The sequence below is a fragment of the Bacillus sp. LL01 genome, from assembly GCF_001037965.1.
Genome location: NZ_LFEL01000003.1, coordinates 413,928 through 427,490, shown reverse-complemented (window position 1 = coordinate 427,490; position 13,563 = coordinate 413,928). Strand labels below are relative to the sequence as shown.

Annotated in this window: 13 protein-coding genes and 1 pseudogene; 2 read left to right on the top strand and 12 right to left on the bottom strand. The window is 41.1% G+C overall.

All coding sequences use genetic code 11. The annotated features are described in order from the left end of the window. Positions 1–852 precede the first annotated feature (852 nt). From AB685_RS11670 to AB685_RS11660, 3 genes are read right to left on the bottom strand one after another with little or no spacing between them, the layout of a single operon-like run. Positions 853–2,397 carry an acyl-CoA carboxylase subunit beta gene (locus tag AB685_RS11670; RefSeq protein ID WP_047970764.1) on the bottom strand — a complete coding sequence of 515 codons (1,545 nt, stop codon included), beginning with the start codon at positions 2,395–2,397 and terminating at the stop codon, positions 853–855. Between the two features lie 36 nt (positions 2,398–2,433). Further along, on the bottom strand, positions 2,434–2,646 hold the full coding sequence (locus AB685_RS11665; protein ID WP_047970763.1) for an acetyl-CoA carboxylase biotin carboxyl carrier protein subunit: 213 nt from the start codon (positions 2,644–2,646) through the stop codon (positions 2,434–2,436). Positions 2,647–2,680: 34 nt separating this feature from the next. Then, positions 2,681–4,024, bottom strand: coding sequence for an acetyl-CoA carboxylase biotin carboxylase subunit (locus tag AB685_RS11660; protein ID WP_047970762.1), 1,344 nt, complete (start codon positions 4,022–4,024; stop codon positions 2,681–2,683). 211 nt (positions 4,025–4,235) lie between these two features. Here AB685_RS11660 and AB685_RS11655 point away from each other — a divergent pair, with 211 nt between their 5' ends. Then, on the top strand, positions 4,236–4,751 hold the full coding sequence (locus tag AB685_RS11655) for an N-acetyltransferase (RefSeq protein WP_047970969.1): 516 nt from the start codon (positions 4,236–4,238) through the stop codon (positions 4,749–4,751). A gap of 79 nt (positions 4,752–4,830) precedes the next feature. Here AB685_RS11655 and AB685_RS11650 read toward each other — a convergent pair whose 3' ends face one another. The 9 genes and pseudogenes from AB685_RS11650 to AB685_RS11610 form a co-directional block, all read right to left on the bottom strand. After that, a complete protein-coding gene (locus tag AB685_RS11650) occupies positions 4,831–5,469 on the bottom strand; it encodes a methanogen output domain 1-containing protein (protein WP_047970761.1) in 639 nt (212 codons plus the stop codon). Positions 5,470–5,486: 17 nt separating this feature from the next. Then, positions 5,487–5,897: a thiol-disulfide oxidoreductase DCC family protein gene (locus AB685_RS11645; RefSeq protein WP_047970760.1), complete on the bottom strand. Its 411-nt coding sequence runs from the start codon at positions 5,895–5,897 to the stop codon at positions 5,487–5,489. Between the two features lie 218 nt (positions 5,898–6,115). Next, the gene (locus tag AB685_RS11640; RefSeq protein WP_053073800.1) at positions 6,116–6,706 is read right to left on the bottom strand and encodes a group II intron maturase-specific domain-containing protein; all 591 of its coding nucleotides are present in this window, start codon (positions 6,704–6,706) and stop codon (positions 6,116–6,118) included. 69 nt (positions 6,707–6,775) lie between these two features. Then, positions 6,776–8,038 carry a group II intron reverse transcriptase/maturase gene (gene ltrA, locus AB685_RS11635; protein WP_047970759.1) on the bottom strand — a complete coding sequence of 421 codons (1,263 nt, stop codon included), beginning with the start codon at positions 8,036–8,038 and terminating at the stop codon, positions 6,776–6,778. 546 nt (positions 8,039–8,584) lie between these two features. Then, a pseudogene (gene ltrA, locus AB685_RS11630) lies at positions 8,585–9,256 on the bottom strand (group II intron reverse transcriptase/maturase); the annotation flags it as partial. A 547-nt stretch (positions 9,257–9,803) separates the two neighbouring features. Beyond that, a complete protein-coding gene (locus AB685_RS11625; RefSeq protein ID WP_047970758.1) occupies positions 9,804–10,421 on the bottom strand; it encodes an RsfA family transcriptional regulator in 618 nt (205 codons plus the stop codon). A 93-nt stretch (positions 10,422–10,514) separates the two neighbouring features. Next, positions 10,515–11,276, bottom strand: a complete 762-nt coding sequence (locus AB685_RS11620) for an enoyl-CoA hydratase/isomerase family protein (protein WP_047970757.1) — start codon at positions 11,274–11,276, stop codon at positions 10,515–10,517. A gap of 109 nt (positions 11,277–11,385) precedes the next feature. Further along, a complete protein-coding gene (gene rpmF, locus AB685_RS11615; protein ID WP_047970756.1) occupies positions 11,386–11,559 on the bottom strand; it encodes a 50S ribosomal protein L32 in 174 nt (57 codons plus the stop codon). 47 nt (positions 11,560–11,606) lie between these two features. Then, positions 11,607–12,122 carry a YceD family protein gene (locus tag AB685_RS11610; protein ID WP_047970755.1) on the bottom strand — a complete coding sequence of 172 codons (516 nt, stop codon included), beginning with the start codon at positions 12,120–12,122 and terminating at the stop codon, positions 11,607–11,609. A 175-nt stretch (positions 12,123–12,297) separates the two neighbouring features. Between AB685_RS11610 and AB685_RS11605 the strand changes: the two genes are divergently transcribed. Beyond that, complete coding sequence (locus AB685_RS11605) at positions 12,298–13,542, top strand: nucleotidyltransferase (RefSeq protein ID WP_047970754.1); 1,245 nt, start codon at positions 12,298–12,300, stop codon at positions 13,540–13,542. Positions 13,543–13,563 lie beyond the last annotated feature (21 nt).

Sequence of the window (13,563 nt, the reverse complement as noted above, 5' to 3'; positions counted from 1 at the left end):
TGATTTCCGCAAATGGCTTCGCTTATCCAGAGGGCGACCTTGAGCCTCCTCAGGCTGCGCCCTGCGGGGTCTCAAGATTGTGTCGCTACTCCCCTGCAGGAGTCTACGCCATTTGCTCCAATTCACAGCTAGAATTCTTAAGTAAGTTTGGGTAATGGCTACTTCAGTAAATTTTTGGTGGAGATGGTTTTAAGGTGATTTTCGTTCTTCTAACGGGGATTGAAACCACCTAGTTGATTGTAGTGGAAGGCGCGCAGACCCCTGTGGGAGGAAGGGACTGGGGAGATCCCGCAGGCTGCGAGGCCACTGAAAAAGTACTGAATTTTAGATCTTGGGTAAACACCGCTGTGGATTTCCGCAAATAGCTTCGCTTTCCGCGGGGCGACCTTGAGCCTCCTCGGGCTGCGCCATGCGGGGTCTCAAGATTGTCGCTACTTCCCTGCAGGAGTCTACGCTATTTGCTCCAATCCACAGCTAGAAACCATTAAAAACAATTCGTTTTCAGTTTTTCAGTGCCCTCCAGGCTGCCGAGGAGGCTCCCGGACCGCCCACTGGAAAGCGAAGCGCCTGGAACGGAAATCAACCGGATATTATACTTTCTTACTTTTTAAAAGGCTGTTTTCGTAAACTTTGTTGCTTTTTCGTATTTTTAAAACAACCGTAATAATTGTTACTGTCGTGCTCTTTTCCTGGTTATTCAGGAGAAACTGCATGATATTTTGAAAGTAGATACACTGTAAAAAGTCCAAATGCCAACTTTTTACTAGTAAATAGCAACAATCTATTAGAAAAGAGCCTTTTAAAAAAACTGCTCAGAATCCCATGAAAGAGACCTGAGCAGTTTTGACCTTATTAGACAGGATACACCGGATGCTTACGGTGGCTGAATGTCATTTGCTTGCTTGAATAATAGTGGAAACGGCTGATTAGAACATCCCTTAAGTCTTTTGCGGGAACGATGTCATCTACAATCATTTCCGAAGCCAGCTTATAGATATCAATGTGTTCTTTATATTCCTGATGTTTCTCTTGTACAAAGGCAATTCGTTCTTTTGGATCTTCAATCTCATTGATTTTATTCGAATAGACTGCATTCACTGCCGCTTCTGGACCCATAACAGCGATTTGCGCAGTCGGAAGCGCGATGCAGCAATCTGGTTCAAAAGCAGGACCTGCCATGGCATACAAGCCCGCTCCATACGCTTTTCTTACTACCACGGATATTTTCGGTACGGTTGCCGAACTCATCGCCGCAATGAGCTTTGCACCATGGCGAATTATTCCTGCGCGCTCCACTTTTGTACCGATCATAAACCCTGGAACATCCGCAAGGAAAAGTAATGGAATATGATAAGCGTCACAAAGCTGAATGAATTTGGCACCTTTATCCGCTGAATCCACGAACAGGACTCCGCCTTTCACTTTTGGCTGGTTGGCAATGATTCCAACCACTTTACCATCAATACGGGCAAGGCCTGTAACAAGTTCAGGTGCGAATAGCTTCTTGACTTCAAAGAAACTGTTGGCATCAATCAACTGATCGATTGCTTCATACATATCAAATGGGGCATTCTGGTTTACCGGGATGATATCAGTCAGCGTTCTTCCCTCTTTCGGGCTGACAGGGTCCACCTCTTTTGATTTCTCCTGGTAGCTGCCTGGGAAGTACCCAATATACTTGCGGGCCTGCTGGATTGCTTCTTCTTCGGTTGCAGCAAGTACATCTCCACACCCACTCACCGAACAGTGCATTCTTGCTCCACCCATTTCCTCGAGGGTTACCTTTTCACCGATTACCTTCTCGGCCATACGTGGAGATCCCAAGTACATGGATGCATTTCCATCCACCATCACAACGATGTCACAGAATGCAGGGATATAGGCGCCACCTGCAGCTGAAGGACCGAATAACAGACAGATCTGCGGAACCATTCCGGAAAGCTTTACTTGATTGTAAAAGATTTTGCCGGCTCCACGACGGTTCGGGAACATATCAAGCTGATCGGTAATCCTTGCACCAGCAGAGTCGACCAAGTAGAGGATTGGAACCATCAGCTTTTCCGCAGTCTCTTGAATGCGGATGATCTTTTCGACGGTTCTCGCTCCCCATGAACCTGCCTTTACCGTTGAGTCGTTGGCCATCACACATACGGTCTGACCATTGATCTTCCCTATTGCAGTTACTACACCATCAGCTGGAAGGCCCTTTGCTTTGTTGTTGGCAAAAAGACCATCCTCCTCATACTGGCCATTATCGAATAATAATGCCAATCGATCGCGTACGAATAGTTTGTTCTGTTCCTTTAATTTTTCATGATATTTCTCATTGCCACCGCTTTTTATCATTTCAACTGTTTCTTGAAATTCTTGATCAAGATCATTTGTTGTTTTTATCATCTTATTCCCCCGCTTTCTCATCAACGTTGTAAAAGACTATTCCAATTCCAGCAGCACATCTCCATCATTAACGAATTCTCCTTCTGCCGTATGTAGGGATGCGACTTTTCCATCCATCATCACTTCCACCGGGATCTCCATTTTCATGGATTCCAAAATGATGACAGTCTGACCCGCCGTTACTTCATCTCCCACTTTCACTAATACCTTCCAAACTGTACCTGCCATGGACGCTTCAATTTTTTTCATGATATTTTCCTCCTGTTTTCTTGTTGTAATAGTGTTAGATTGTTATAGGTTTCATGGATTGTATGAAGCCTGTATGATAATTCCCCGACAAAAACTCATCGGTTTCAAGCGCGTGAATCAAAAACGGAAGGTTTGTTTTAATACCTTCCACAGAAGCATTCTTCAAATACTTGCTGGACCTGTCTATTGTTTCTTCTCTTGTATCACCTGAGATGACTATTTTGGCTATCATTGGGTCATAGAACGGTGTAACTTTCAGATCTGGACCGTAGCCACTGTCGATCCGGACCCCTTCTTCAGGAGGTAGATGCCATTTAGTAATCAGTCCCGGAGAAGGAAAGAATTTTACTGGATCTTCTGCATATAGACGGAATTCTATGGCATGACCTTTGCTTGTGATTTCATCTTGTTTCAACGGAAGTTTCTCTCCACTCGCGACTAAGAGCTGCCATTCAACGAGGTCCAGTCCAGTAATGCATTCTGTTATCGGATGTTCAACCTGAAGTCTCGTGTTCATTTCAAGGAAGTAGAAATTTTCATCTTCATCCATGATAAACTCCACTGTTCCGGCATTTTTATAATTCACTTCTTTTGCAGCCAAAACTGCGGCCTCACATATCTTTGTTCTCGTTTCTTCACTCATCGCAGGACTTTGTGCTTCCTCGATCACTTTTTGATTACGCCTTTGAACAGAACAGTTTCTTTCAAACATATGTACTACATTCCCATGGGCATCTCCGAAAATCTGTACTTCAATATGCTTGGCATTCCCCACGTATTTTTCAATAAACATATCTTCATTTTTGAAATAAGCTTTTGCGCGTTTTTTGGTTTGTTCGAATGTATTTTCAATATCCTGTCTGTTTTCACAGCGGTGCATGCCAATTCCTCCACCGCCACCACTGGCCTTCAGCATGACAGGGAACCCTATTTCATCTGCAATGGCACATGCTTCCTCCAATGTTTCAACGGGCTGTTCTGAACCAGGAACAACTGGCACCCCAGCCTTTATCATAGCTCTACGGGAAGATAGCTTATCGCCCATCAATTTAATAACATCAACAGTTGGCCCAATAAAAGTTAATCCAGCATCCTGAAGCGCTTCTGAGAATTCACCGTTCTCCGACAGAAATCCATACCCCGGGTGAACTCCATCAACATTTTCTTCTTTCGCAATTTCCAAGATACGTTCTACGTTCAAATAGGATTTTTGAGGGGGAGCCTCCCCTACATGTCTTGCTACAGTAGCTTGTTGTACATATGGCATATCTTTGTCAGCATCTGAATATATGGCAACTGTTTCTACGCCTAATCGTTGACATGTTCGTATTATCCGTTCTGCAATTTCTCCTCGATTAGCAATCAGTATTTTTCGCATGGTGGTTTCCCCTTTCTTAAGAACTTGCATAATAAATCTCTAACAAACTACTATTTCTACATAATTCTTTAATTTCCTTCTTATTTTGCAAACGCTTTCTAAAATTATTGCAGAATTTTTTGTTTTTTTGTTATATAATTATTATTAAAATAACTCATTTTACTTAATATGTATAGTGGTAAGCGCTTTAAAAGAGATATACAAGGGGGAAATTGAATTGACCGTCAAAAAACTATCCATTAATTATAAAACATTGGAAGAGTTTAAACAGTTCAGGGAATATGGCATGCAGGAACTATCTATGCTTGAAGAGCTTCAGGACAATATCATCGAGAATGACAGCGAGTCACCATTCTATGGAATTTATTATGGCGAAAAATTAGTAGCGCGAATGAGTCTATATCGAGTTTCGAAAGACCTTGATAAATACTTCGAACCACGTCAAGATTATTTGGAGCTATGGAAATTAGAGGTACTGTCCAATTACCAACGTAAAGGATTTGGTAAAGAGCTTGTCGATTTTGCCAAAGGGTTCGGACTTCCAATCAAGACAAACCCAAGAATTAAATCTGCGGACTTCTGGAATCGCATGGGCTTCACCTCGGTCAATTATGATGTAGAAAGAGATCTTGGTGAAAATCCTCTTGTGTGGTATCCGGAAGGTGTTACCGCGCAAGAGAGAGCTTCACAAACCTTAAACAAAGACGAATCCGCAGCAACAGAATAAATATATAAGAAAAAGGTAATTGCCTGTTACGCTTGCAATTACCTTTTTCAGCATTTTTCTAATATGTGTAAAAAGCACATCATTTGGCGTTCCCCTCTTCAACCTGCTTTCTCAGGCATTCCAGCTCGTCCAGAAGCTTGACCACAAGCTCATCGCTTTTGCGCAGTTCTTCATTTAACAGCACGATTGTTTCATTCTCCCATTGAAACGGGTCCATGCTTTCTGGTGTTCGGGGAAGATTATCATAAACATCTCCATTCACCTCAGCACCAGGCTGAAAATAAATGACCACTTCACATTCAAGATCTCCCACAGCTATTCTTTTTTTCAGGTCAACCATGCTATATCCGAACTTTCTAGAAGCAATACCTCCAAAGACACTTGAAGTCATGTTACAGAGATGTGGCGCGTCTTTCACCATTTCACCAAAAGGACAGCGGTTCGATTTCACGACCACATATTCAGGGTTTATGAATGAAATACGGAATTCGCCACCAATGGCATTCTTCAAATCCACAATCACTTCTGCATATTTATCTACAGTCCATTCATCTTCTCTATTGCCGTAGAAATCCTCAATCCATTCCCCTGTTCTCAGGCCAATTTGGCGAATGTATTCACCAGCTGTTTTCCCAACAGTCTTTTCATGGATAAATGCATATTGGGTAATTAGTTTCGAAAGAAATATCGAACCTGTCAAACTTGCAGTAGTGCTCATTTTTCCCCTTCTCTCTTCTATAGAAATCTTTTTTTCATATCAGCATTTGGCAACATGCATTGTTCTTTCTTTCCAAACCATCTATATCGATTTTTCGCAACAAAGGAATAAACCATATCTCGTATAGGTGCAGGTATGATGATGAAAGGATAAAATAACTTCCAGGCACCATCCAGTTCTTTTGCCACTTTTAAAGCCGCAGTCGATTTCGTATAAACCTTTGTACCATTCACATAATAAAAGCTATCAAAATGTTCCATTGGGAGACAATGCTCCTTTAGTATGCGTTGCCCCACTTCAGATTGAAGAGAAGCAAATTTGAACGTCGCTTTATAATCACGTTTTATCACAAAAGTCACCATCGAATTACACATATTACATACACCATCAAAAAGAAGAATAGGATGCTTTTTAACAGTTTCAGGCATTATATCTCTCCTTTCGGGAACCAACCAGACCATTCCATTACTTCTTCATTATACAACTAATTGCCCTCTATGTATCGATTTAACTTATTCTTTGTTCTTCGGCCGACTTGCTGGGCGGAATGCATAATCCTGGCCAATCGAGTAGAGGGAAAATAACTTAAATTATTTTCGCCCCTCTCACACCACCGTACATACGGTTCCGTATACGGCGGTTCAATTTATATTTCAGTGTGTACTTTTAGATAATGTTCTAAAGCAGAGGGGAACCCCCTCTGCTTTAATCTTTTGTTTGAGATAGCTCTATGAATAACTTTTGATAGTCCGATGAACCGGTAACCTCTCCGACAGAAAGTTAATCCCTTCGCTTCTTCCTTCGGAATTCCTAGTTGGACAAGCGATTTGATTTGTTTTTTCGGTACCTTCCATTGCTTCCAAATGATAACTCTGATTCTGGAGCGAAGCATCTGGTCTATCTCAGTCATTGCTGTTTTCATATTTGAAGTTCTAAAGTAATTTACCCATCCGATTATGACTTGTTTTAGTTTTATTATTCGATAGTCCAACCCTATACTCCAATTTCGCTTTGTTAATTTCCGAAGCTTCCGTTGGAATTTTTGAATGGAGTCAGGATGAGGTCGTACTTGATATTTCTTTCTTTTACTATCGTAGTAGTAACCAAAACCTAAGAATTTCAAGTCTTTGGGACGAGAGATTTTACTCTTTTCCATGTTGACTATCAGTCCTAATTTCTTTTCTATAAACCGTACAATTGAATCCATCACTCTATTAGCCGCTTTCTCACTCTTCACAAAAATTAGGGAGTAAGTAGACCAAGGGAACCTCCCCCTTAGTCCCTCTCAGAACCGTACGTGAACCTCTCAGCTCATACGGCTCCCATTATTCATAGCCGGTAGTATTCCATATTTCCAGTGTGAAAATAACTTGCGTTCTCGATTGGCAATAGCTCCTAACCAATACTCTGCTCTTCTTCGATGTTTTCGCTTCTTGTATTTTCGGCGAACCCATTTTACCAAACAACTATTGATGTATCGCAATACACTATACATTTCTGATTTATAGAAATGTCCATAGTAATTAATCCATCCTTGGATTTTCTTATTAAACATGTTGGAAATATCATGTAATGATTTATCTGCCTTGAGCTGTAATCGCCAACTTCTCACTTCTTTCCTGATTGCTTTCTTCGCCTTTCCCGCAATAGCTGGCAAGAAGTTTGTGAAGAATTTTCCATATTTGTTCTTTGAGTGCCTTGGTTGAAATGTGTATCCTAGAAAATCAAACGAAATATTAGGATATTTCAATTGTCTATCATCATCTTTACAATAAACAATTTTCGTTTTTTCCAAGTTCAACTCCAACCCAAATAATTTAAACCTTTCTTCCAGTCTTCGTTGAAGATATATTGCCTGTTTCAATGAAGTACAATGTGCTATTCCATCATCAGCGTATCTAGCCCAAGGAATACTCGGAAATTCTTTCACCATAAAATCATCAAAGGTATAATGAAGAAACAGGTTCGCAAGAACTGGACTGATAACTCCTCCTTGCGGAGTACCAGATGTTCGCTCTGTTGTCGTTCCATCTTCCAATTGAAAAGGAGCGGTTAGCCATCTTTGTATATATAAGATGATCCATTCTTGTTTTGTATGACGTTTTACCATTTCAATTAGGTAGTCATGACGGATGTTATCAAATAGTCCTTTAATATCGAACTCCAGCACCCAGTCTTTCCGCCAACATCTTTTCCTTGTAGCCTCGATTGCTTGGATTGCCGATTTATTTGGGCGATATCCATAAGAGTCTGTGTAGAACAATTTTTCCACTGTGGGTTCAAAATATAGTTTCGCAACCATTTGTGCCACCCGGTCTTCGACCGTAGGTATTCCAAGTGTCCTTGTTCCACCATTCTTTTTAGGAATAGCTACTGCTTTTACTGGTTTTGGAAAATAGCTTCCTGAAGACATACGATTCCATAGTTTGTATAGATTATTCTTCAAGTCTAGTTCGAAGCTTTCAATAGACTGTTCATCAATCCCATATGTTCCTCTATTAGCTTTTACTCGCTCGAATGCAATCATTACTGCATGCTTTGAAATACTAAACGGTTTTGTTTTTTGCATAGGTTCCTCCTCCTTTCAAAGTTGACCTATCCTTAAAACTGAATAATTCGGGTTCTTCGCTCTGCTTCCATTACAGAAGTTTCATCACTACTACAACCCAATCTGCCCCTATGACTGCATCGGTACTCTTTTCTTGTGGGTCTTCCACTTGAAATACTCCCTTAACATCAGCCCGTAGGTTCCCACGTTCCGTACAAACGCCTGTGTTATGTTCATGCCACCTCTATGCCGCCCACCACTTAGACAGTAAACAGGTTTCCTCTAAGCTTATCCTAGGTTAACGACTACCCCCTAGTTTTGATGGAATCTCTACGCTTTCGACATTTCCGTAAGTGGTTCACATACTCATTCATCTCCATAACACGCACTTGACAGTTCTTGACTGCCTTTTCCTTAACGCTCAATACCATAGTTTTTGACTATAGCACCTTAAGGTAGTTTGAAATCTCCACCTGTATGGCGACTCCGACGGGCCCACCGTCATCATTTGTACAGCATAGTTGCTTTGAGTAGTCTCGCTACTCACGCACACTTTCGTGGCGCACCGTCATCTGCATATCTTACAAATTGGAGTCCTCTACTTTCTAGTTCCTTATCCAATTCGTTCAACATAATATTACTCAGAAGTGGACTTAGGTTTCCTCCTTGCGGAGTCCCAACTGGTGTGCTCTCATATCTTCCATTCACCATCACTCCACTGACGAGATATTTTCTTATTAAAGAGATGACATCTCCATCATCTATTGTGTTAGAGATGATTCGCATGAGTTTATCATGGTGGACTGTATCGAAAAACCTTTCAAGATCAATGTCCACAACCAAGTTGTGTCCATCATTTAGAAATTCAAGGCTTTTAATAATTGCCATCTCACAGCTTCTTTTCGGTCTGAAGCCATAACTAAATTCGCTGAACTGCTTTTCAAATATCGGGCTGAGTATTTGATTGATGGCTTGTTGAACTACCCTATCCACTACTGTTGGTATTCCCAATTTGCGCATCTTGCCATTTTCTTTTGGGATTTCCACTCTTAAGGCAGCTTGTGGTTGGTATTTTCTTGTTCTGATGCGCTGACGCAGCTCGTCTTTGTGCTCTTTCAGATATTGCTTTAATTCATCGACCGTTATTCCGTCGACCCCACTCGCACCTTTGTTTTTATAGACACGAAGGTAAGCTTCATTCATGTTTTGATTACTTAGTATTTGTTCTAAAAGTTCCACACTCGTTTCTCCTATCCGTTCACGTAGTAAGTGATTATTCCATTTTGGTTATCCTCTGAGATACGCTCATACGTTCACCATTAACACATTCGGAACACTTCACTTACGCATTCGTGGTGTCGAAACACTATAAATTGTTCAGCCCATCATGGAATAATTCCACTACTATGGCTTCGGCTGACTTCTTGCGGCAAACCTTTTTCGACTGTACCTAGGTACATCCGCAAGACCTCCCAGGGTAAGACACCTATCTTTCCTCTTTTACTCGCCTGATTTACCCTACAAAGTTACGCCCATCTTTTGGACTTTGACTTGTTGAGGAGCCTTATCCCTTTGAAGAGCCTTAGTATCAGATTTCTGTTCGTCGAGCCAAGATTTTATTCCACGCTTCCTCCCGCCCTTACCTCACGGTAAGTACCTTGCGCTTCCTTAGTGGTTGGTCGATGTGTACCCCCACAGTGGACTTTCACCACCTAGATAGATGCCATGCCTGGCACACTCACAAAAACCACCCTTCATCAAAAGGGTGGTTGGTGTTAAGTATATGTTATTTCTCCACTCTCTCCAAATTTCCGTTACGGTCCATCTGGAATTTAACTTTTTTGTTTTTTTCATCATCTTGCAGAACGACCATCTTGCGGGCACGTTCCATAATTTCAATTAAAGCCCTGTAATCCTCCTCTACCAGGTTCATGGAAGATTCCAGTTCTAGCTTAGCCTCTGCTAAATGATTCAGTTCACTTTCCAGTTGTTCCACTTTCTTTTTCAGACTATGATTCTCATCTTTTATTTTTGTGTACTCGTTTTCCAATTGCTCCAGATGATTCAAATAACTGATAACAGCAGAGATGGTCAGGTTATCTCCTGCATACAATTTATTATTGAGTGCATTGAAGCTGTTTTCAACCGCAACCGGCTGAGGAGCGGATTGCTCTTTTTTCAACTCTTTCCTCTGTTTTTTTGCTAGTTCAATCCCTGTAGCATACTGTTTTCTTACGTATGAGTTCCACCTGAATCCGCACGCCGCTGAAGTTCGAGAAAGCTTTTTCCCCACTTCCTCAAACGCCGTCAATTGTGTTCCTCCATCTCTTATATATCTTAAAACCACTTCCGCCAACAATAGATCTTCGTCCTGTGTCCAAGCATCTTGACGAACAGTAGACATAATGCTATCCCCCTTACACACTTTTTTATCATATACATATGCGTGTAATAGAAAAGATAGACTAAATGCATAAGTAAAATGCTTGGGATTCTCTTATAATTTCTTACTTTCTAGAAATGTGTTTACCGCCTCATGATGTTCTTCCTGTTCCCAAAGAATGGAACATTGCTCTATTTCGGCTAGCATTCTTTCTTTTAAAGATGTCTGGTCCCATTTGGAGATGAAAGACTTTTTATAGCTTCTTAATACTGCCGAAGATAACGTTAGTTCTTCTTGTATTGATTGAGAATCAAAGGATGGAACTATTTTTTGTATAAATCCAAATTCCATTGCCTCTTCGGATGAAAAAATTTTGGCAGATGTCAGCATTTGGATAGCTTGCGCATGTGGAAGTTTTTCCATCAGCATGCTTGCTCCTCCCCACCCTGTTGTAATACCAAGCTTCCCCTGAACAAAGCCAAGTTTGGCGTCAGGGGCAGCCCAACGCTGATCGCAGGCTGATGCAATTTCACAGCCTCCTCCTATTGCTGTACCATTTATCAATGCATAGGTTGGCACCGGCAAAGTCATGAGATTGTGGAGCACATCACCCATTTTGGAGAGCATGCTATATGCATCCTCTTTTGTATGTAACGCATGAAAAACGGAAAGGTCACCACCGGAGCAAAAAGATTGCTGGCCGCTACCAGTAATGATAAACCCTCGAATTGCGGTGTTCTCTCTAACTTCGACTAGCGCCGCTTTCAATGCGTTCATCACATCATAATCGATGGCATTACGCTTCTCAGGACGGTTGACTGTAAACCAGTAAAAGTTATTATCATCTATGTAAGTATGGACTTTTGATTCATTCATTGTTTGAAGGACCACCTTTTTTGGAGTATTGTGTTTATTTTATCTTATTTTAGAAGGTCCGAACAATAAAAAAAGCACAAGGCAATTAGCCTCATGCTTTTCTTATTATTTATTTACTTACTACTTCTTTCCCTTTGTAAGTACCACATGCCGGGCATACACGGTGTGATAATTTCTGTTCACCGCAGCTTGGGCATTCTACCATACCAGGAACTTGTAGTTTAAAGTGTGTACGACGCTTTCTTTTTACAGTTTTAGACGTTCTTCTGAAAGGTACAGCCATTCTTCCCACCTCCTTAAAAAATGAGCATCTACTACATCATGTAATTTCTACTCTTGGTCTTTCTCAAAAAACTTAGCCAGTCCTGCAAGTCTGGGATCCACTTTTTCATGTGTATCCTTTTCTGAAATGACGCCCCAGTCTTTTCCTGATTGGGGAGCGGCCTCTTCCTTGTCGGGAGAGTCGCTGAACACTTGCATAGGCACTTCCAGGATGATTGCTTCTCGAATAACCGGAATTAAATCGACCACATCACCTTCGACCTTATGCAATTCTTCTTCGTCCGTTTCATACTCGCCAGGCTGAAATAAGAATGTTTCAGTTGTTTTTATCGTAAAAGGATAGTCCACATCAACCAATGTACGTGAACATGGTAAAACCATACTACCTTCCACAGTTAGATGAAACGTAGCTTTTTTTGAACTTAAATCAGCTCTTCCAGTTACGTGAACTGGTTTGACAGATCGAATTTCACTATGTGCCGTAATTTCACTTACATCAACTGTTTCATCGATTTCTAAACCTTTATGTTGTAACTGATTTAACTGGATTAATGTCCATTTCAACAAGATATTCACCTCAAGGCAACAAAAGTAATTATAGCTTTCGCAAGATTATTTGTCAATATTTTTTCTTTACACTATAATTATAGACATAATAACTTATATTGAACAAGTATCCAAGAAAAAATAACGCTAATCTGAAAAATAATGATGGAAATTTGGAATGAGTGGGTGAAATATGAAGTCGCTAGGTGTAATTGTTGAATACAACCCTTTTCATAATGGTCATTTGTTTCATTTGATGGAGTCCAAAAGAAAAACCGGAGCCGACGTTGTCATTGCCGTAATGAGCGGACAATTTCTGCAGCGTGGTGAACCTGCACTTGTCTCCAAATGGACACGCACTAAAATGGCACTGGTGAATGGAATTGATATTGTTGTGGAGCTTCCATACGCATTCGCCACCCAGAAAGCGGAAATGTTTGCAAGTGGCTCCATTTCGATTCTCTCAGGCCTGAAATGTGATTCTCTCTGCTTTGGCAGTGAACAAGGTAATATAGAGGATTTCGAGGAAACAATTCGTTTGATGCATAACCAAAAGGACCAGCATGACTTGCTTGTTCAAGAGTTTATGGGACAAGGATTCAGCTTTCCGAAAGCTTCCTCCCTCGCCTTCTTGAAGTTGACAGAGAGTACAAGTCAGGTATTGGATCTCACCAAACCAAATAACATCCTCGGTTATCATTATGTAAAGGCGATAAAAGAGCAGAAAAGCAGCTTGAGTCCTTCTACTATTGAGCGGACAGGGGCAGGGTATCATGATCCAGAATTCAATGATACACCCATTGCAAGTGCCACCAGCATAAGAAAGCATCTTTTCGACCACAGTGGAGATATCGATAAGGTCCAACGTTTTGTTCCAAAAAAAACATATGATCTCTTAGGACATTATCTACATCATGTCGGTAGCTTTCATCAATGGGAGGATTATTTTTCCCTTTTAAAGTATCGGGTTCTTTGCAGTACCCCTTCAGAACTTGCTGAAATCTATGAAGTCGAAGAAGGACTGGAGCATCGGCTGATTCATGTTATGAAGGAAAGTATGACTTTCCATGAATTCATGACAAAGTTGAAAACGAAGAGATACACGTGGACGAGACTTCAGCGTATGTGCACTCATCTTCTTACCAACACCAAAAAGGAGCTCATGCTCGACGTCTCTTCATCTAAGAGAAGCGAATATATCCGTTTGCTAGGAATGAGCAGACGGGGACAGCATTATTTGAAACAAGTTAAAAAAGATGTGGAAATCCCTATCCTATCAAAAGTTTCTGGACTGGAAAGCCAATTGCTAAACATGGACATACGTGCTACCAATACATATGCCATGAAGTTTAATGAGCCCGCTCGTAGTGAATGGATGCTACAGGAATTCTCAAAACCTCCAATAAGGTATGATGAAGCGGAAGGACACTTTTTATAAAGTGATTTAAAGAATTACGTG

Coding starts and splice junctions, on each gene's coding strand:
- AB685_RS11670 (WP_047970764.1), bottom strand. CDS start 2,397: ATGATAAAAACAACAAATGATCTTGATCAAGAATTTCAAGAAACAGTT.
- AB685_RS11665 (WP_047970763.1), bottom strand. CDS start 2,646: ATGAAAAAAATTGAAGCGTCCATGGCAGGTACAGTTTGGAAGGTATTA.
- AB685_RS11660 (WP_047970762.1), bottom strand. CDS start 4,024: ATGCGAAAAATACTGATTGCTAATCGAGGAGAAATTGCAGAACGGATA.
- AB685_RS11650 (WP_047970761.1), bottom strand. CDS start 5,469: ATGAGCACTACTGCAAGTTTGACAGGTTCGATATTTCTTTCGAAACTA.
- AB685_RS11645 (WP_047970760.1), bottom strand. CDS start 5,897: ATGCCTGAAACTGTTAAAAAGCATCCTATTCTTCTTTTTGATGGTGTA.
- ltrA (WP_047970759.1), bottom strand. CDS start 8,038: ATGCAAAAAACAAAACCGTTTAGTATTTCAAAGCATGCAGTAATGATT.
- AB685_RS11625 (WP_047970758.1), bottom strand. CDS start 10,421: ATGTCTACTGTTCGTCAAGATGCTTGGACACAGGACGAAGATCTATTG.
- AB685_RS11620 (WP_047970757.1), bottom strand. CDS start 11,276: ATGAATGAATCAAAAGTCCATACTTACATAGATGATAATAACTTTTAC.
- rpmF (WP_047970756.1), bottom strand. CDS start 11,559: ATGGCTGTACCTTTCAGAAGAACGTCTAAAACTGTAAAAAGAAAGCGT.
- AB685_RS11605 (WP_047970754.1), top strand. CDS start 12,298: ATGAAGTCGCTAGGTGTAATTGTTGAATACAACCCTTTTCATAATGGT.